The 19,475-nt window shown below is 37.8% G+C and carries 11 protein-coding genes and 1 other RNA gene; 5 read left to right on the top strand and 7 right to left on the bottom strand.

What is annotated here, in order from left to right:
- Nucleotides 1–4: 4 nt before the first annotated feature.
- Both PT603_RS01760 and PT603_RS01765 read right to left on the bottom strand, forming a co-directional pair.
- Nucleotides 5–919 carry a PorP/SprF family type IX secretion system membrane protein gene (locus tag PT603_RS01760; RefSeq protein WP_008236085.1) on the bottom strand — a complete coding sequence of 305 codons (915 nt, stop codon included), beginning with the start codon at nucleotides 917–919 and terminating at the stop codon, nucleotides 5–7.
- Nucleotides 920–928: 9 nt separating this feature from the next.
- Nucleotides 929–9,262 (bottom strand): HYR-like domain-containing protein, encoded by an 8,334-nt coding sequence (locus PT603_RS01765; protein WP_309258600.1) that lies wholly within the window; start codon nucleotides 9,260–9,262, stop codon nucleotides 929–931.
- A 287-nt stretch (nucleotides 9,263–9,549) separates the two neighbouring features.
- On the opposite strand from PT603_RS01765, the gene PT603_RS01770 reads away from it, so the two are divergent.
- Genes PT603_RS01770 through PT603_RS01780 form a run of 3 tightly spaced genes read left to right on the top strand, consistent with a single transcriptional unit; the run spans nucleotide 9,550 to nucleotide 13,073 of the window.
- Entirely contained in the window at nucleotides 9,550–10,035 is a 486-nt protein-coding gene (locus tag PT603_RS01770; RefSeq protein WP_008240365.1) for a SixA phosphatase family protein, read from the top strand.
- Entirely contained in the window at nucleotides 10,036–12,156 is a 2,121-nt protein-coding gene (gene ppk1 / locus PT603_RS01775) for a polyphosphate kinase 1 (protein WP_008240367.1), read from the top strand. It abuts the gene before it with no gap.
- Between the two features lie 8 nt (nucleotides 12,157–12,164).
- Nucleotides 12,165–13,073: a Ppx/GppA phosphatase family protein gene (locus PT603_RS01780; protein WP_040488819.1), complete on the top strand. Its 909-nt coding sequence runs from the start codon at nucleotides 12,165–12,167 to the stop codon at nucleotides 13,071–13,073.
- Between the two features lie 3 nt (nucleotides 13,074–13,076).
- Here the strand turns inward: PT603_RS01780 and PT603_RS01785 are convergent, their stop codons facing one another.
- The gene (locus PT603_RS01785; protein WP_008240370.1) at nucleotides 13,077–13,658 is read right to left on the bottom strand and encodes a MiaE family protein; all 582 of its coding nucleotides are present in this window, start codon (nucleotides 13,656–13,658) and stop codon (nucleotides 13,077–13,079) included.
- Between the two features lie 88 nt (nucleotides 13,659–13,746).
- Nucleotides 13,747–15,447 carry a DNA polymerase III subunit gamma/tau gene (gene dnaX / locus PT603_RS01790; RefSeq protein ID WP_008240373.1) on the bottom strand — a complete coding sequence of 567 codons (1,701 nt, stop codon included), beginning with the start codon at nucleotides 15,445–15,447 and terminating at the stop codon, nucleotides 13,747–13,749.
- 124 nt (nucleotides 15,448–15,571) lie between these two features.
- Here dnaX and rnpB point away from each other — a divergent pair.
- Nucleotides 15,572–15,874: RNase P RNA component class A (gene rnpB / locus PT603_RS01795), an RNA gene on the top strand.
- Between the two features lie 25 nt (nucleotides 15,875–15,899).
- Here rnpB and PT603_RS01800 read toward each other — a convergent pair.
- The 3 genes from PT603_RS01800 to PT603_RS01810 are packed head-to-tail and all read right to left on the bottom strand — an operon-like array spanning nucleotide 15,900 to nucleotide 17,901.
- On the bottom strand, nucleotides 15,900–16,451 hold the full coding sequence (locus tag PT603_RS01800; protein ID WP_008240376.1) for an RsmD family RNA methyltransferase: 552 nt from the start codon (nucleotides 16,449–16,451) through the stop codon (nucleotides 15,900–15,902).
- Nucleotides 16,452–17,270 carry a DUF3822 family protein gene (locus tag PT603_RS01805; RefSeq protein WP_008240378.1) on the bottom strand — a complete coding sequence of 273 codons (819 nt, stop codon included), beginning with the start codon at nucleotides 17,268–17,270 and terminating at the stop codon, nucleotides 16,452–16,454.
- Nucleotides 17,248–17,901 (bottom strand): hypothetical protein, encoded by a 654-nt coding sequence (locus tag PT603_RS01810; protein ID WP_040488822.1) that lies wholly within the window; start codon nucleotides 17,899–17,901, stop codon nucleotides 17,248–17,250. Before PT603_RS01810 ends, PT603_RS01805 begins: the two co-directional genes overlap by 23 nt.
- Before the next feature lie 114 nt (nucleotides 17,902–18,015).
- Between PT603_RS01810 and PT603_RS01815 the strand changes: the two genes are divergently transcribed.
- On the top strand, nucleotides 18,016–19,443 hold the full coding sequence (locus PT603_RS01815) for an ATP-dependent DNA helicase (protein ID WP_008238567.1): 1,428 nt from the start codon (nucleotides 18,016–18,018) through the stop codon (nucleotides 19,441–19,443).
- Nucleotides 19,444–19,475 lie beyond the last annotated feature (32 nt).

The following is a 19,475-nucleotide window of genomic DNA, read 5'->3' on the forward strand; positions in this document are numbered from 1 at the left end:
AGTATTAGAAATATCTTGGAGATTTGAGTTTGGATTTAATAAACTTCAACTCATATATCAGGATGATTTCATGAGAACCTGAAGTATAGGGTCTTATATCACCTTTAGGATAATCATAGGCATATCCTATTCGGAATTGATCAGACACTTGAAAATCGGCAATAGCTCCAAAACTGTCAGCGTCATTAAAACGGTAGGCGGCTCCAAGCCATAACTTTTCATTAATTAAGAAGTTGGCTGTAACATCATAACTCGCAGGTGCGCCATTAGTTAATTTGAAGATAGTAGAAGGCTTGAATTTTAGGTTTTTGTTAAGATTGAACACGTAACCACCTGTTAAATAATAACTTACCCTCTCATTAGCCTCGATAAGAACATCAGTGGCATCATGATATTTTTGATTAATAAATCTAGGTGCGGATAGGCCCAAATACCACATGTCTGAGTGGAGATAGATACCTGCACCTAAGTTTGGAGTCCAAGAGTTTATGTTCTCTAGGGTGTTATCCTGTGATACAGTAGCCTGGTCTAAATTGTAGTGACTAAAACCACCTTTTAATCCAAATGCAAGCTCTGTGTTTACACCTGTTCTAATGGTATATGAAAAGTCTCCAAAAATATAGGCGAAATTCTGATCTCCAATTTTATCATTGATTAAAGAAAAACCAAGTCCAACCTTCTCATTACGTAATGGTGAATGAATAGATAGTGTTTGAGTTTGAGGTCCTCCTTCAAAGCCAGCCCATTGGCTTCGGTGTAGTGCAGTGATGTTTAAAGCTTCTCTACTTCCTGCATAAGCCGGGTTGATAGAAATAGTGTTAAACATGTATTGAGTGAATTGTGGCAGCTGTTGTGCCTTCCCTATAAGAGGGAAGGACAAAAGAGCCGCTATTATTGAAATTTGTTTAATCGTGTTCATGGCTAAGGATTATTTGGTTGCAAAATAGATATAACCTGTAATTGGCTTAATTCCGCTATTACGTACATTAATGATGTAGAAGTAGGTTCCAGTAGGAATTTTACCTGCGGCTCCTATTGCTCCAGAAGGTGCTTGTCCATTCCAGTTGTTTTGATAGTTATTAGATTCGAAAATAAAATCTCCCCAACGGTTAAATAGTTTTACATCAAATGTAAATCCACATTCAGGATCAATACCTTCTATTGTAAAGAAATCATTCTGTCCATCGCCATTTGGAGTTACAACTTTGGATATAATAATATCGTCAGCTGTACAAGCAAGAACAACACAATCGTCATTAATTTTTACATTAACCTGAGTACGGCTAGGGCAGTCACTGTCAGTTACTGTATAATAGAATGTGTATTCTCCCAGGGCAATGTTAGCAGGGTCAAGCCAGCTACCATCTCTAAGATTAAAGTTTGCAGGAGTTTCCCAAACACCTCCTTGTTCATATCCTTGCGCAAGAAGAGAGAATAGATTTATTTCAGCATCTTCTATACAGATATCTAATTCATATGGAGTTACTTGGTCATTCAATTGAACTTTAATTGTTTGAGTGAATTCAGTTTCATTACCACATAAGTCAGTAGCCTTCCAAGTACGAATGATGTTATAATCGCTTATTTCATCAGTACGAGTTGAAGTCTCATTGAATGTGACAACTAATTCCTCAGACCCTGTACAGTTATCGTTAAATATAACGGTTGGTACAGCAGGAATTTCTGAACAGCTTACCGTGATTTCTTCATCTAATTCCGTAAGCATGATTGGAGCTGTTATGTCTCTTACTGTAATGGTCTGTACATGTGTTGTAGTATTACCAGCACAGTCTGAAGTTGTCCATGTACGAGTGATAACATAGCTACTACCGCAAGTTTCAGATGTATCCGTTATTTCTTCTGTGAAAGTCACTTCCGTTTCTCCACTACAATTATCTGTTGCAGTCAGCGTAATTGCCTCAGGAACATCATCACATTCTACGGTTAGATTACCAGGTAATTCTTGAGCCGTAAATACTGGTGCTGTGGTATCTTCAACACGTATGTTTTGTGTATGTGTAGCTATATTGCCAGCACAGTCTGTAGCAGTCCATGTACGAACAATTGTATAATTAGTGCTACATACCTCAGTATCATAGGTGATTTCTTCATTGAAATCAACAGTAATAGAGCTATCACATTGTTCAGTAACAGTAAGAACAGCTGCCTCAGGGACTTCATTACATTCTACTGTTAGGTCTCCAGGCAATTCTTCTACAAACACAGGTGCAGTTGTATCCTCAATAGTAAATCGAACTTTTTGAGTCATGGCAACATTATTACATGCATCTGAAGCGGTGAAGGTTACTTCTGCATATTTTACAGTTTCGCACTCACTTACCCAACTTTGCTCAGAATAATCATTACTCCAATTAAAGACACTACACTCATCAGTAGCTGTAGCACCACCATTTGAATTTAACCATTCTTCGAATGCTTCCGTATTACCTTGACCATCACACTCTACAGTTTTATCCTCAGGTTGTAATGTGATTGTAGGCGCTTGTGTATCCTTTATTGTAAAGGTTGCTTTAGTTTCTGCCTGGTTTCCACATTCATCAGTAGCGGTAAATCGTACTATAATGTCATTTGAACATCCTTCCTCTAATCCTTCGAAGTTGTGCGTCCAGGTTACATCATCACAATTATCTATGGCTACCGCTCCTGCATTGTTGTTCAACCATTCATTTAGGTCAGCCAGATAATCCGTACCACATTCAACCACTAGATTTCGTAGACCAGTTTTGTCAATTATTGGAGGGATGTTATCCGTTACTTTTATGATTTGTACCTGTGGCTCGGCTTGGTTTCCGCAATTATCTGCAAGAGTCCAAGTTCTTTCAATAGTGAATGAACTACCGCATCCAGGTATAATGGTGTCTTCAAATGTAGCATTCAAATCAGTTGAACAACCATCGTTTTCATCCTCTACATCTCCCGTAACAGCTACTGATGTGTCATATGAACATTCAGCATCGATAAATATTTCTATATTCTCAGGAGCTGTAAAGGTAGGAGCCGTTGTATCTTCAATAGTGAATGTAGCCGTTGTTTCAACAAAGTTATCGCAAGAATCAGTAGCTCTAAATGTTACAGTATAAGAACCAGTGCTACCGCAAGCTTCTTCAAACGCCACTTGATTAGCGTTATTACTCCAAGAAACCGTACTACAGTTATCAGCAGTTACCGAAGCACCACCATTGTTAGCTAACCACTCTTGGAATGCTTGCTCATTACCTTGACCATCACACTCAACAGTTTTGTTTTGAGCCACTACGCTAATAGTAGGAGCCGTTGTATCTTCAATAGTGAATGTAGCCGTTGTTTCAGCAAAGTTATCACAAGAATCCGTAGCTCTAAATGTAACAGTATAAGAACCAGTGCTACCGCAAGCTTCTTCAAACGCCACTTGATTAGCATTGTTACTCCAAGAAACAGTACTACAGTTATCAGCAGTTACCGAAGCACCACCATTGTTAGCTAGCCACTCTTGGAATGCTTGCTCATTACCTTGACCATCACACTCAACAGTTTTGTTTTGAGCCACTACGCTAATAGTAGGAGCCGTTGTATCTTCAATAGTGAATGTAGCCGTTGTTTCAACAAAGTTATCACAAGAATCCGTAGCTCTAAATGTTACAGTATAAGAACCAGTGCTACCGCAAGCTTCTTCAAACGCCACTTGATTAGCGTTATTACTCCAAGAAACCGTACTACAGTTATCAGCAGTTACCGAAGCACCACCATTGTTAGCTAGCCACTCTTGGAATGCTTGCTCATTACCTTGCCCATCACACTCAACTGTTTTGTTTTGAGCCACTACGCTAATAGTAGGAGCCGTTGTATCTTCAATAGTGAATGTAGCCGTTGTTTCAACAAAGTTATCACAAGAATCCGTAGCTCTAAAGGTAACAGTATAAGAACCAGTGCTACCGCAAGCTTCTTCAAACGCCACTTGATTAGCGTTATTACTCCAAGAAACCGTACTACAGTTATCAGCAGTTACCGAAGCACCACCATTGTTAGCTAACCACTCTTGGAATGCTTCAGTATTACCTAGACCATCACACTCAACAGTTTTGTTTTGAGCCACCACGCTAATAGTAGGAGCCGTTGTATCTTCAATAGTGAATGTAGCCGTTGTTTCAACAAAGTTATCGCAAGAATCCGTAGCTCTAAATGTTACAGTATAAGAACCAGTGCTACCGCAAGCTTCTTCAAACGCCACTTGATTAGCGTTATTACTCCAAGAAACCGTACTACAGTTATCAGCAGTTACCGAAGCACCACCATTGTTAGCTAACCACTCTTGGAATGCTTCAGTATTACCTAGACCATCACACTCAACAGTTTTGTTTTGAGCCACCACGCTAATAGTAGGAGCCGTTGTATCTTCAATAGTGAATGTAGCCGTTGTTTCAACAAAGTTATCGCAAGAATCCGTAGCTCTAAATGTTACAGTATAAGAACCAGTGCTACCGCAAGCTTCTTCAAACGCCACTTGATTGGCATTGTTACTCCAAGAAACCGTACTACAGTTATCAGCAGTTACCGAAGCACCACCATTGTTAGCTAACCACTCTTGGAATGCTTGCTCATTACCTTGACCATCACACTCAACAGTTTTGTTTTGAGCCACTACGCTAATCGTAGGAGCCGTTGTATCTTCAATAGTGAATGTAGCCGTTGTTTCAACAAAGTTATCACAAGAATCCGTAGCTCTAAATGTTACAGTATAAGAACCAGTGCTACCGCAAGCTTCTTCAAACGCCACTTGATTAGCATTGTTACTCCAAGTAATGGCTCCGCAATCATCAGTAGCAGTTGCCCCACCATTGTTAGCCAACCAATCTTGTAATGCTTGTACATTACCTTGTCCATCACACTCAACAGTCGTAGATTGAGCATTAGTAATTATTGGTTTGGTAGTATCTTTAATTGCATACGTTGCTGTTGTTTCAACAAAATTTCCACAAGCATCAGTAGCTGTAAATGTTACCGTTATTGGTTCTGCACAATCAGAAGCAACTTGACCATAATTGTTAGACCAAATAACTTCACTACAATTATCCATTGCAGAAGCACCACCATTATTATTTAACCACTCTTGAATTTCCTGGTTATTACCAGATCCATCACATTCTACAACTAGGTTGCTAGCTACAGATGTTAAGGTAGGTTTTACATTATCATTTAAAGTATAAGTATATACCCAGTCATGGTTAGTACCTGTACAATCCGCATAGTTCCATGTATAGGTTTTAGTACCCGCACATGTAGGATCTTCACTAACTACTGGACCTGTAGGGATGATTTCATTACCACAGTTATCAGTTACAGTAGGAGGAGTCGGCTGGGTGATCTCAGAAAGACAGGCTACAGTAGAACCGTCATTAGATGGCATTGTAAAGTCTTGGTAATCGATAGTATAGGTATACACCCAATCATGATTAAAGCCTGAACAGTCAGCATAGTTCCATGTATAGGTCTTAGTACCTTCACAGGCAGGATCACTACCAACAATCGGTCCGGTTGGGATGATTTCTTTACCACAGTTGTCATACACCGTTGGTGGTACAGGCTCTGTAATATCATCCAGACAGGCTACAGTAGAACCGTCATTAGATGGCATTGTAAAGTCTTGGTAATCGATAGTATAGGTATACACCCAATCATGATTAAAGCCTGAACAGTCAGCATAGTTCCATGTATAGGTCTTAGTACCTTCACAGGCAGGATCACTACCAACAATCGGTCCGGTTGGGATGATTTCTTTACCACAGTTGTCATACACCGTTGGTGGTACAGGCTCTGTAATATCATCCAGACAGGCTACAGTAGAACCGTCATTAGATGGCATTGTAAAGTCTTGGTAATCGATAGTATAGGTATACACCCAATCATGATTAAAGCCTGAACAATCAGCATAGTTCCATGTATAGGTCTTAGTACCTTCACAGGCAGGATCACTACCAACAATCGGTCCGGTTGGGATGATTTCTTTACCACAGTTGTCATACACCGTTGGTGGTACAGGCTCTGTAATATCATCCAGACAGGCTACAGTAGAACCGTCATTAGATGGCATTGTAAAGTCTTGGTAATCGATAGTATAGGTATACACCCAATCATGATTAAAGCCTGAACAATCAGCATAGTTCCATGTATAGGTCTTAGTACCTTCACAGGCAGGATCACTACCAACAATCGGTCCGGTTGGGATGATTTCTTTACCACAGTTGTCATACACCGTTGGTGGTACAGGCTCTGTAATATCATCCAGACAGGCTACAGTAGAACCGTCATTAGATGGCATTGTAAAGTCCTGGTAATCGATAGTATAGGTATACACCCAATCATGATTAAAGCCTGAACAATCAGCATAGTTCCATGTATAGGTCTTAGTACCTTCACAGGCAGGATCACTACCAACAATCGGTCCGGTTGGGATGATTTCTTTACCACAGTTGTCATACACCGTTGGTGGTACAGGCTCTGTAATATCATCCAGACAGGCTACAGTAGAACCGTCATTAGATGGCATTGTAAAGTCTTGGTAATCGATAGTATAGGTATACACCCAATCATGATTAAAGCCTGAACAATCAGCATAGTTCCATGTATAGGTCTTAGTACCTTCACAGGCAGGATCACTACCAACAATCGGTCCGGTTGGGATGATTTCTTTACCACAGTTGTCATACACCGTTGGTGGTACAGGCTCTGTAATATCATCCAGACAGGCTACAGTAGAACCGTCATTAGATGGCATTGTAAAGTCCTGGTAATCGATAGTATAGGTATACACCCAATCATGATTAAAGCCTGAACAGTCAGCATAGTTCCATGTATAGGTCTTAGTACCTTCACAGGCAGGATCACTACCAACAATCGGTCCGGTTGGGATGATTTCTTTACCACAGTTGTCATACACCGTTGGTGGTACAGGCTCTGTAATATCATCCAGACAGGCTACAGTAGAACCGTCATTAGATGGCATTGTAAAGTCCTGGTAATCGATAGTATAGGTATACACCCAATCATGATTAAAGCCTGAACAGTCAGCATAGTTCCATGTATAGGTCTTAGTACCTTCACAGGCAGGATCACTACCAACAATCGGTCCGGTTGGGATGATTTCTTTACCACAGTTGTCATACACCGTTGGTGGTACAGGCTCTGTAATATCATCCAGACAGGCTACAGTAGAACCGTCATTAGATGGCATTGTAAAGTCTTGGTAATCGATAGTATAGGTATACACCCAATCATGATTAAAGCCTGAACAGTCAGCATAGTTCCATGTATAGGTCTTAGTACCTTCACAGGCAGGATCACTACCAACAATCGGTCCGGTTGGGATGATTTCTTTACCACAGTTGTCATACACCGTTGGTGGTACAGGCTCTGTAATATCATCCAGACAGGCTACAGTAGAACCGTCATTAGATGGCATTGTAAAGTCTTGGTAATCGATAGTATAGGTATACACCCAATCATGATTAAAGCCTGAACAGTCAGCATAGTTCCATGTATAGGTCTTAGTACCTTCACAGGCAGGATCACTACCAACAATCGGTCCGGTTGGGATGATTTCTTTACCACAGTTGTCATACACCGTTGGTGGTACAGGCTCTGTAATATCATCCAGACAGGCTACAGTAGAACCGTCATTAGATGGCATTGTAAAGTCTTGGTAATCGATAGTATAGGTATACACCCAGTCATGTTTATGACCAGCACAATCTTCATAAGTATACGTGTAGGAAATAGTGCCTTCACAATCAGGGGTGGCACTAACCACTGGTCCGGAAGGAACAATAGCAACGTTACACGCATCTAAAACTACCGGTAAAGTAGGAGCTACTGCTTCAGAGGCACAAGAAATTGTTGAACCATCATTTTCAGGTAGTGTAAAGTCTCCCTGTTGAATATTAATAGTCTGTGTAGTTGATACCTCCTTTCCACAGTTATCTTTAATTGTAAATGTTCTTGTAACAACTATAGGGCAAGTAGTTCCACCACTAACTACATCTATATATGTGATGCTTTGTATTGTACCGTCATCATGAGCCAGGTAGTCTATACCATTGTCAAAAGACGAGGTAATATTAACATCCGTTGTACTAAAAGCAAATCGCGCAATACTCTCTGCTGTAATAGCACTTGTATCACAACCTTCTAAATTTAATGGAGATGGTACTTGAATCGTAGGATCTTCGGTGTCTGTTACAAGAAATTCTTTACTAATTGTAGCTGTACAACCGTTTTTATCAGTTACGATAACATTATAGGTTCCTGGTAGTAAATTACTAACATCTTCAGTTGTTGCACTAAATCCATTATTACTAGTCCAGCTGTATGTATATGGAAAGGTACCTCCAGAAACACTTAGGTCAATATAGCCATCAGGAGATCCGCTACATTCTATATCCGTAACAGTATTTGTGCTTAAAAATAAAGGATCATTTACGACGATAGTATACATTTGACTATCTGATGATACTGGATTAGAGGTGTCTGTAGCAGTAAGAGTTACATTATAGGTGCCTGCACTAGGGAAAGTATGTGAAAAAGAAGAAACCGGGGGACTTAAAGATGTAGGACCAGTAGTAGTTCCATCACCCCAATTCCATGTGTAAGAATAAGGAGAATTAATAGGAGTGCCTGAACTGGAATTTCTTTTACCTCCAGTTACAAAAGTGCTAAAATCAATAGTGTAGTCATTTGAACAATCAACAGCGTAGGTATAATTAGCTACAAGGGGGGCATCTATGATAAATGGCCCAAGCTCAGAATAACATTTGGAAGGGTTAACATCACAATCTTTACCACTATTTGATTGCCATGCCATATAAAAGTTGCTTAATTCAACTTCATCTCCGCAATTCCAGGTAAATGTATGGATATCAAGGAGTCCATGGGTAGGAATTGGTTGACCTTCATATAAACAATCATTTACAGCATATGACTGTACCGAACCATCAGGTTTTGTTATTTTTACGTTAAAGGTTAAATGCAAGGAGTATCTGTCTGAAGCGGCAGTTGGAGTGAATTGAACCCAGATATGGGTATTTACTGGACTCCCTGGAGTACATGAGCCATTTGAGAATGGTGCCCCGCTCGCATCTCCTAAGTAAAAGGTTGTGAGGTTAAAATCATTGGCAGGACATCCCTTACTATTTTGCCCATGAGTGCTCCATGAGAAAAGGAAGACACCCAATAAAACCAATACATTGTTTAAAGTAATTTTTAAATTCATACAGCTTAATTTTAATTTCGTTAACTAAGACTTTACATTTTAGTTTTTAGTCATCCATTAAAACCAACTGTAACAACTTGAAAATGATACGGAGGGGTTTCGTAGGTCGGTTAAGTTGTGTACAATTAATTTTAGTTAAAGTTCTTATACATCAACATTTACAATTTGAGGCGCAAATGATAAATGCTTATATTTCAATACGAAATTGAAAAATAAATTTGGAAGCAAAGAATTTCCTTCAAAATATTAGTTAAATTGACGTTTTTAATCGGTAAACGACCAATTTTATGAAAGAGATACACCTTATACGGCACGCTAAATCATCATGGGATCTACCATTACCCGATCATAAACGTCCCTTGGCTCAACGAGGTATTATGGATGCTATGAATGTGGGTAAATCATTGATTGAAAAACAGTTAAATGTGGAGGCCGTTTATTGCAGTCCTTCAGAAAGAACTAGGCAAACAGCAGATATTATTCTTAATGAAACTGCTCTAAAGCGCCTTCCTTTTCATTATGTCGATGACTTGTATGATTTTCATGGGAATGGGCTGCTTTCAGTTATTAAGTCTTTACCTGATGTCTATAATTCAGTAATGGTTTTTGGTCATAATCATGCCATTACATGGTTTGTCAATAACTATACTTCTCATTATTTTGACAATGTGCCAACATGTGGTTATTTAAACATTTCTTTTCCTATAAGCAGTTGGAATGAATTGCAAAAAGGAGTACTTTTAAACCATCTATTCCCTAAAGATCTTCGATAGATGATTTATGTTGATAAAGTAACCAAAAACAGCTACATCAATAGAGAGATTAGCTGGTTGCAGTTTAATGCCCGTGTGTTGCAGGAAGCAGCTGATGAAACCGTACCTCTAATTGACCGATTAAGGTTCCTAGGAATCTTTTCGAATAATCTTGATGAATTTTTTAAGGTGCGTTATGCGACCGTTAAACGTATAGCCCAATCAGGCAAAACAGGGAAAAGTGTGTTGGGTGGCGCCAATGCTAAAGATTTGCTCGAGGATATAACTGAGATTGTTATTAAGCAACAGGCAGAGAGCCTTGAGATACTTAGTGCAATTGAGAAAAAATTAGAGGAAGAAAATATCTTTGTTCGCAACGAGAATGAAATTTCTCCATCTCAAAGTGAATACATAAAAAGTTATTTTATTCAAAAGGTAAGCCCTGCTTTAGTGACCATTATCCTTAATGAGTTGGATGCTTTTCCAGAACTAAGAGATAGTGCAGCCTACTTGGCCATAAAAATGGTTCTTAAAGAAGAGACTAAGCCTTCGGGTATTCGAAAATACTTTGGAGTTGGGAATTCAAAAGAACGTCTCAGATATGCACTTATTGAAATACCACGTACGGTAGAACGGTTTGTTGTATTGCCAAACGAAGGTGATAAGAATTATATCATAATGCTTGATGATCTTATTCGATACAATTTGAGTAACATTTTTACCATATTTGATTATGAGTCCATATCGGCTCACATGATCAAAATTACTAGAGATGCAGAATTGGATATTGATAGTGATTTGAGTAAAAGTTTTATAGAGAAAATATCTAGTAGTGTTAAGGGACGCAGTAGTAGCGAGCCCGTACGTTTTGTATATGATAAAGAGATAGATAAAGATACCTTAAAGTTCCTTCTTAATAAAATGGGGATTGATAATACAGATAGTATAATCCCTGGAGGTCGTTATCACAACAGAAGGGACTATATGGATTTTCCTAGTTTAGGTAGACAGGATTTGTTATATAAAACATATCCGGCATTGCCGATTAAGGGATTGAGTCTTGAAGGTAGTATATTGGAAAAGATTGCTGCGAAGGATTATTTGCAATTTGCACCTTACCACACTTTCTCATACGTAGTTCGATTTTTGCGAGAGGCAGCACTAGATCCTAAAGTAAAATCAGTTAAGATTACTGTCTATAGATTAGCAAAGTTATCAGATGTTGCCAGTTCATTAATTAATGCAGTTAAAAATGGAAAGAGTGTAACAGTTCAGATTGAGCTGCAGGCGCGTTTTGATGAAGAAGCTAATATTAGGTATGCCGAGCAACTTCAATCTGAAGGTGTTAATTTAATATTTGGGGTTCCGGGATTGAAGGTTCATAGCAAAATTTGTGTTATTGAAAGGGAAGAGGGCGATAAAATTAAGCGCTACGGTTTTGTCAGTACCGGTAATTTTAATGAGTCTACAGCTAAGATTTACACAGATTACACTTTGTTTACCTCTAATCAAGCGATATTAAAGGAAGTCAATAAGGTCTTTGACTTTTTTGAAACAAACTATAAAATTAATCGCTATAAGCATTTGATCGTTTCACCACATTACACCAAGAGTGCTTTCACTAAACTTATAGATAACGAAATAGCAAATGCTAAGGCCGGAAAACCAGCTTACATTAAACTTAAGATGAACAGTCTTACGAGTTATAAGATGGTTGATAAGTTGTATGAAGCAAGTCGAGCTGGAGTGAAGATTCAAATGATAGTTAGAGGTATATGTTGTCTAATACCAGGAGTAGAAGGAATGAGTGAAAACATTGAAGCTATAAGTATAGTAGATAAATTTTTAGAGCATCCAAGGCTATATATTTTTGGAAATGGTGGCGATCCCAAGGTGTATATTTCTTCTGCAGATTGGATGACACGTAATATTGATTACAGGGTAGAGGTGAGTTGCCCAATTTATGACCAAGAGATTAAGCAAGAATTACTAGATAATTTCGAAATCGGATGGAGTGATAATGTGAAGGCGAGGGTGTTTTCGGAAAAACAAAATAATGCCTACCGAAGAAATAATAAACCTAAGGTACGTTCACAATTTGCTATGTACGATTATTATCTAAAGAAACAAGTTAATTCATAAAGTAAATTATTTTGAGAATACGAAAGTTTGCAGCCATAGATGTAGGATCCAATGGGGTACGCCTTTTAATTGCTAACGTCTTAGAAGTGGAAGGAATGGAGCCCAAGTTCAGTAAGAGCAGTTTGGTTCGTGTACCAATTCGTTTGGGAACAGATGTGTTTGTTAATGGACAGATATCTGAGGTGAATGCACAAAGACTTGTAGATTCTATTCAGGCATTTAAACTCTTAATGCAAGTACATAAAGTAGAAGAGTATAAGGCCTGTGCTACCTCCGCCATGCGGGAGGCCAAAAATGGAAGTGAAGTATCTTCTCTTATTAAGAAAAAGACTGGTGTTACCATAAATATAATCGATGGGAGTGATGAGGCTGCTATCATTGCCGCAACGGACTTACATGCACTTATCGAAAACGATAAAACATACCTCTATGTGGATGTAGGAGGTGGTAGTACTGAGTTTACGGTGTATTCACAAGGCGAAACGGTGGTTTCTAAATCCTTTAAGGTAGGTACTGTACGTTTGTTGAATGAAATGGTAAGTAGAGATACCTGGGTAGAAGTAGAACAGTGGATAAAAGAAAATACGCATCAATATGAGAATATTTCTCTAATTGGATCTGGAGGAAACATTAATAAAATTTTTAAAATATCTGGAAGAAAACTGGGAACCCCTCTTAGCTATAAGTATTTAAATGAATACTATCAATATTTAACTTCGTTTACCTACGAAGAACGTATCAGTATTTTAGAATTAAATCAAGATAGAGCTGATGTAATTATTCATGCTTCTCGAATTTACCTTAATGCAATGAAATGGAGTAAGGCAAGTAGGATTTATGTTCCTAAAATTGGATTGTCTGATGGTATAGTGAAAAGTTTATATAATAGTACACTTCAAGGTCAAACCATAGGGTAATTATTAGCCGTGTACTGTTTCTTTAGTGCCTAAATTTCGCATTATTTTGGCCTCATATTCCAATAACGATTGCCATTTACTGTCCACTTCTTCGCGGTTACCAAATTGACGAGCAAACCCTAAGAACATGGTATAATGATTTGCTTCACTAACCATTAATTTACGGTAGAATTCAGCAAGTTCCTTGTCTTCTAAATGTTCAGAAAGTAGACGAAAGCGTTCACAGCTACGTGCTTCAATAAGAGCTGCATACAGTAGTTTATGGACTAAAAAATCGGTACGACTACCTCCTTTAGGAAAAAAAGTCATCAGCTGGTTTACGTACTCATCTTTTCGTTCTCTGCCTAGCGTCCAACCACGAGCTACAATCTTGTCATGAACCATTTTGAAATGACTCATTTCTTCTTTTACTAATGCTGTCATTTCCTGAACCAATTCTGTTTTTTCAGGAAAAAGGACAATGAAGGAAATAGCAGTGCTTGCTGCTTTTTGCTCACAGAAGGCGTGATCTGTAAGGATTTCTTCAATGTTTTTCTCAACAATATTTACCCATCGAGGATCGGTAGGGAGTTTTAAACCAAGCATGTTAATGGCGTTTTTTTACAAAAATAAGTAATAAATATAGGAATTGAGTTTATGGTCATTGTTTCAAAGAAACACGATCCTTTTGGTGTTAGATTTCTAGATCAAATTCTTTTCGAAACACTTCCATCAAAGGATTGGCCTCAACTAATTTTTCAAACTTTTCACGCGTTGTAAAAGCATATTTTTTATCAATAGTTTCATTGACTTTTATATGAAGCGAAATATCATAATTCTGTAGGTTTTTTCGTAGGTAGTCCAATAAACCATATTGTTCTCTTTCGATTTCAGCTTTCATGGTGCTATTTGGCATTTCTAGACAAATGGTAGTCTTGTTCTCCAATACTGGTGTATCTGCACTAAGATTTGAAGCTAATATATGTTTTCCTTCGTCTTCAATTTGTTTAATATATGCTGCCCACAATTCCATAAAGGAAGCCTCTGTAAATTCCTCCTTAGGAAGGTTTTCTTCATCTGGTACTTGCTCTGCTTTACGTTTTTCAGCGTCCTTTTTAATTTTTAGGCTGGACAATGATAACCCCGATATTCTAGGTTGTGATACGTTCGAAGTGCTATTGAGTACAGGTTGGGGTGTATTTTCTACAGGGATATTGGTCGGGATACTAATTTCTTTTGAAGCTGAAGTTTGCCTTTGTTGAATTACCTCTTTTTGGATAGTTACCTGTCTAAAGAAGGTTGCCGGAATTATGAATGGTCCATCATTTTTTTTTTCTCCGTCATAAGTGACAGAGGCTAATTGCATAAGGCAAAGTTCGACCAGGAGTCGTTGGTTCTTACTTGCTTTGTACTGTAGGTCACAAGTGTTGGCTAATTCAATTCCTTTGATTAGGAAGTCTAAGGTAGTGTTCCTACTTTGTTGTAAGTATCGTTGCTGTGTATCTTCACCTACTTCTAATAGTGATATGGTGGCTTCATTCTTGCATACCATTAAATCTCTAAAGTGACTTGCTAAACCTGCAATGAAGTGATGGCCATCAAATCCTTTGGCCAGGGTATTGTTGAACTCAATAAGTAATTGAGGAATATTGTTTTCTAAGATAAGATCAGTAATGACAAAATAGGTGTCATAATCTAGAACGTTCAGGTTTTCAGAAACTGCTTTTCTAGTAATGTTGTTTCCGCAAAAACTTACAATTCTATCGAAGATGGAAAGTGCATCACGCATAGCGCCATCTGCCTTTTGAGCAATGATGTGAAGTGCATCATCTTCTGCAATTATTCCTTGCTGTTCTGCTATATATTTTAAATAGTCTTTAGCGTCTGTAACCGTTATTCTTTTAAAATCAAATATCTGACAGCGAGATAATATCGTCGGAATAATTTTGTGTTTCTCTGTGGTTGCTAAAATAAATATAGCGTGTTTTGGAGGCTCTTCCAACGTTTTTAGAAATGCATTGAACGCGGCTGTTGAAAGCATATGAACCTCGTCGATAATATATACCTTATATTTACCAACTTGAGGCGGAATTCGCACTTGATCAATTAGGCTTCGTATGCCATCTACCGAGTTGTTTGAAGCTGCATCTAATTCAAATACATTAAATGCAAAATCTTCTTCACTGTGTTGGGAGCCATCTTCATTGATTTTTTTTGCCAATATACGAGCGCAGGTCGTTTTACCTACACCTCTTGGTCCACAAAATAGGAGTGCCTGCGCTAGATGATTATTTTCAATAGCGTTAAGCAGGGTGTTGGTAATTGCCTGTTGACCAACAACATCTTTAAATGTTTGTGGACGGTATTTTCTGGCTGATACAACAAAGTGTTCCATAAGGACAAAGTTAAAAATTGCTTTCAGAATTTAGTATAACCCGCGTAGAATTTTAAAAGAGTTATCAACATATAAGTGCAATAAGATTACAATAGCTTTTAATATATTCGTTGTATCTTTGCTAAGAGCAAATCGGCTTATCGCTATGTCTTGCATAGAGGAAAGTCCGGACACCATAGAGCAGTATAGCGGGTAACGCCCGTCCGTCGTGAGACGAGGACAAGTGCAACAGAAAGGATGTACAGGTAATGCTGTAGTGAAATCAGGTAAACTCTATACGGTGCAACGCCATGTATACCGACGTTTGAGGGCTGCTCGCTCGATGTTGGAGGGTAGGCGGTTTGAATGATTCAGTAATGAATTATCTAGATAAATGATAAGCACCACCTTGGGTGGGACAGAATCCGGCTTATGATTTGCTCTTTTTTTATTTCCCTATATTTTGTGGATTGTTATTCTTCCTTTGATGGGTATTCAAAAAAGCTAAACATGCTACTGCCGTATTTTTTTTGAAATGAAAAGAAAGGCTGGGAATCCATGGGTGTATGTGGAGAATGCTCAATAATGAGTAATCCTTCTTCAGAAAGCAACTCATTACTAAAAACAAGTTCAGGTATTTTTGCAAATTTTTCTGGAGTAAAATCGTAAGGTGGATCAGCGAAAATAATGTCTGCTGTTAACTTTGTTCTTTCCAAGAAAGAGTATACGTCGCTTTTTACGGTTTTAATAGGAAAATCAAGTTCACTTGATATTTGATTGATGTATTGGATACAGCCAAAATGGGCGTCAACACTTGTAATGTCTGAACAACCTCTGCTAGCAAATTCGAAGCTGATATTTCCGGTGCCAGCAAAAAGATCTAGAACTGTAATATCGTCAAAGTAGAAGTCATTATTCAATATATTAAATAATGCTTCCTTGGCAAAATCAGTGGTAGGCCGTACCGGTAATTTTTTAGGAGCAGTAAGTCTCTTGCTTTTGTATTTTCCAGAAATTATCCTCATTTAAAGGGAGTTGAGAATTATGAAATGTTCAGGTTTAGTTTCTGCCGCATCTGCAAAAGCAAAAACAGGCTTATGAATAGTGACTGTATGTATGTACGTATAAGCAATTTTATACAGTGGATGGTTTTCATCGATGTCTCCTATGATTGTCAATGGAGAAACAGAAAGGTTTAGTTGTAATTGCTCAGCAGTAAAGAGTATGTAATATAAAAAGTCCTCTTTGGTGTGATAGGTAAATGTATTAAAGAGAAGTAATTTTTTTTGATGAAGAACAATTAACTGGAACTGGTCTTTTTCTAAAAAGGCATACATAATTGGAGCATCTACAGTTGGCTTTTGCTGCCATAAGGCCGTCAGTAGTACTGTGGCAGAATGTCGGTATTCAAATTCTCCAAAATGGTCAAATATCACATTGTTTACGTTGGTAAAAGGCACATAAACGGTCATAAGATCACTAGTGGCTATTTCATCATAAGTGATGAAATCATTTGCTAAAATTTTGACAGAGAACTTAAGGTAGTCTGCTAAGGAATTTTCGTCAAAAAGCGCCTTAGGAACAAATGCTAAAAGCTCATTGTGATGAATTACCTGAACTTTCTGGAAAGGACCAGATAAGGCTTCTTCACTGTTTAGTACAGATAGGAGTTGCTCAGGTAGGGCCTCCGCATATAGTTTTTGGGCAAAGGAAATGTGGCGCTGGAAAAGCACTCTTTTTTCCAACGTGTCAAGAATACAAAAAGAAAGTCCACTCAAGCTAACCTGAATGGACAATTCTTGGAAATTCGTTTCTAAACTATTACTTGTTCTTTTTTGCGTCATAGATAGTTGGCCAGTTTCCGGCAGTACTAATATCACTAAGTGAACCTACTCTGATTTCAGGACCATCGATATCTTCAACGTTAACTACTGTGTTTTCTTTTGCTAAGTAATCTTCTGGTTGATCCCACAATATAATTGATTTGGTCGTTTTTGCTTCAAACACAGGAGCTTTATAACCGTTTTTGTCAAGGATGTCAGCTTTCATTTCAAAAGTGGTTTTTTCATCTTTTGCAAATGGTACATACATCATTTTTTTGTAACGGTCAGAGTTTTTGAAAAGAGAATCTTTTACAGCAACAAATCCTAAAGTGTCAATAACTGATCCTTCTTTCATAACATCGATACGGTAGTTTGGATCATATTCCATCCAGCTAGTGTCACGTTGAGTGGTGATTGTATACTTTGCAGTTTCAATAAAATTTACAAGACTGTTGAAATCGGCGGCATACACTCCTTTAACAGTACGGTGTGCCTCTTGTGCGTCACGTATGTCTTTAAGGTTTGAAATTACTTGGGCATAACGCTCTTGCTTAATTTTTTTAAATTCAATTGGCCCAGTAATAGATTTATAAATCATATAAGCAAAGAAAATGCTTAGAATGTATAAGCCAATTTGGAGTGCTTGTTTCATTGTATCTATGTATTTAAATTTAGTGTGGTTTAACGCAAATCTACAATTTTTTTTTAATCACAAAACTATTTAAGCTTAAAAAACATTAGTAAATTTGAGGTTGAATCATGCTTCATGGACGTACACCAATTTTACACACTACTTAAGTCAAAATTTCCTCACACACCTACTTTGCGACAAGAAGTTGTTTTACAGCAACTTTCCCAGTTTATTTTGGAAAATAACAATGATAAAGTATTCCTTTTAAAAGGTTTTGCAGGTACTGGTAAAACCACTATTATAGGTACTATTGTAACGAATTTATGGCATGCTCAGCAAAAGTTTGTGTTAATGGCTCCTACGGGTAGAGCCGCAAAGGTGATCACTAATTATTCAAAAAGCACTGCCTTTACGATTCACAAGAAGATATATTTTCCTAAAAAGCAAAAGGGAGGAGGTGTTAGTTTTACACTTCAGCCGAATAAACATCGTAATACGTTGTTTATTGTTGATGAGGCCTCCATGATTCCAGATACACCTGCAGATTCTAAGTTGTTTGAAAATGGCTCCTTATTAGATGATCTTATGACTTATGTGTATTCAGGTCATAAGTGTAAGTTATTGCTCATTGGAGATACAGCACAGTTGCCACCGGTGAATCTTGCTTTAAGCCCTGCCCTTGATCCTGATACCCTGGCATTACATTATAATAAGGAAGTTCAAAGCATTGAATTGGATGAAGTGATGAGACAGGCCCAGGATTCTGGAGTATTGTTTAATGCTACCTTAATTCGTGAGCAACTTGCTTCATTTTATTTTGAAAACTTTGCATTTCAGGTGGGGCCTTATAAGGATATTGTACGATTAGTTGATGGATATGAAATTCAGGAAGCTATTAACGATGCTTATGATCGTTATGGTACAGAAGAAACGACCATTATAGTAAGGTCTAATAAACGTGCGAACTTATATAATCAGCAAATTAGGAGTCGTATCTTATTTAACGAAAATGAATTAGCACCAGGTGATTTGTTAATGGTGGTTAAAAATAATTATTTTTGGATAAAAGCTACTTCAGAGGCAGGTTTTATTGCCAATGGTGATACCATTGAAGTACTAGAAATTTTTGCTATTAAAGAGCTTTACGGTTTTAGATTTGCAGAAGTAAAAGTAAAGATGGTAGACTATCCTTCGATGAAACCGTTTGAAACTGTTTTATTACTCAATACTATCGATGCAGAGACACCTGCACTCTCTTATGAAGATTCTAATAAATTGTATCAAGAAGTAATGCTTGATTATCAGAATGAATCCTCTAATTATAAGAAGTTTTTAAAGGTGAAATCCAACCCTTATTTCAATGCCTTGCAGGTGAAGTTTTCATATGCGATCACTTGTCATAAGAGTCAAGGAGGACAGTGGGAAACAGTTTTTATTGAGCAGCCTTACTTACCAAGTGGAATTGATAAGGATTACCTTAGATGGTTGTATACAGCAGTAACTCGGGCCAAGTCCAAATTGTATCTTATTGGGTTTAAGGAGGACTTTTTTGAGGAGGTCTAAATTGCGTTGTTTTTGAAACTACTTCTTACTGT

The sequence above is a fragment of the Imtechella halotolerans genome, assembly GCF_028743515.2.
GTDB classification, from domain to species: domain Bacteria; phylum Bacteroidota; class Bacteroidia; order Flavobacteriales; family Flavobacteriaceae; genus Imtechella; species Imtechella halotolerans.

Excerpts from the sequence above, each read along its gene's own strand:
- PT603_RS01760 (WP_008236085.1), bottom strand. The coding sequence starts at position 919 with ATGAACACGATTAAACAAATTTCAATAATAGCGGCTCTTTTGTCCTTC.
- PT603_RS01765 (WP_309258600.1), bottom strand. The coding sequence starts at position 9,262 with ATGAATTTAAAAATTACTTTAAACAATGTATTGGTTTTATTGGGTGTC.
- PT603_RS01770 (WP_008240365.1), top strand. The coding sequence starts at position 9,550 with ATGAAAGAGATACACCTTATACGGCACGCTAAATCATCATGGGATCTA.
- ppk1 (WP_008240367.1), top strand. The coding sequence starts at position 10,036 with ATGATTTATGTTGATAAAGTAACCAAAAACAGCTACATCAATAGAGAG.
- PT603_RS01785 (WP_008240370.1), bottom strand. The coding sequence starts at position 13,658 with ATGCTTGGTTTAAAACTCCCTACCGATCCTCGATGGGTAAATATTGTT.
- dnaX (WP_008240373.1), bottom strand. The coding sequence starts at position 15,447 with ATGGAACACTTTGTTGTATCAGCCAGAAAATACCGTCCACAAACATTT.
- PT603_RS01800 (WP_008240376.1), bottom strand. The coding sequence starts at position 16,451 with ATGAGGATAATTTCTGGAAAATACAAAAGCAAGAGACTTACTGCTCCT.
- PT603_RS01805 (WP_008240378.1), bottom strand. The coding sequence starts at position 17,270 with ATGACGCAAAAAAGAACAAGTAATAGTTTAGAAACGAATTTCCAAGAA.
- PT603_RS01810 (WP_040488822.1), bottom strand. The coding sequence starts at position 17,901 with ATGAAACAAGCACTCCAAATTGGCTTATACATTCTAAGCATTTTCTTT.
- PT603_RS01815 (WP_008238567.1), top strand. The coding sequence starts at position 18,016 with ATGGACGTACACCAATTTTACACACTACTTAAGTCAAAATTTCCTCAC.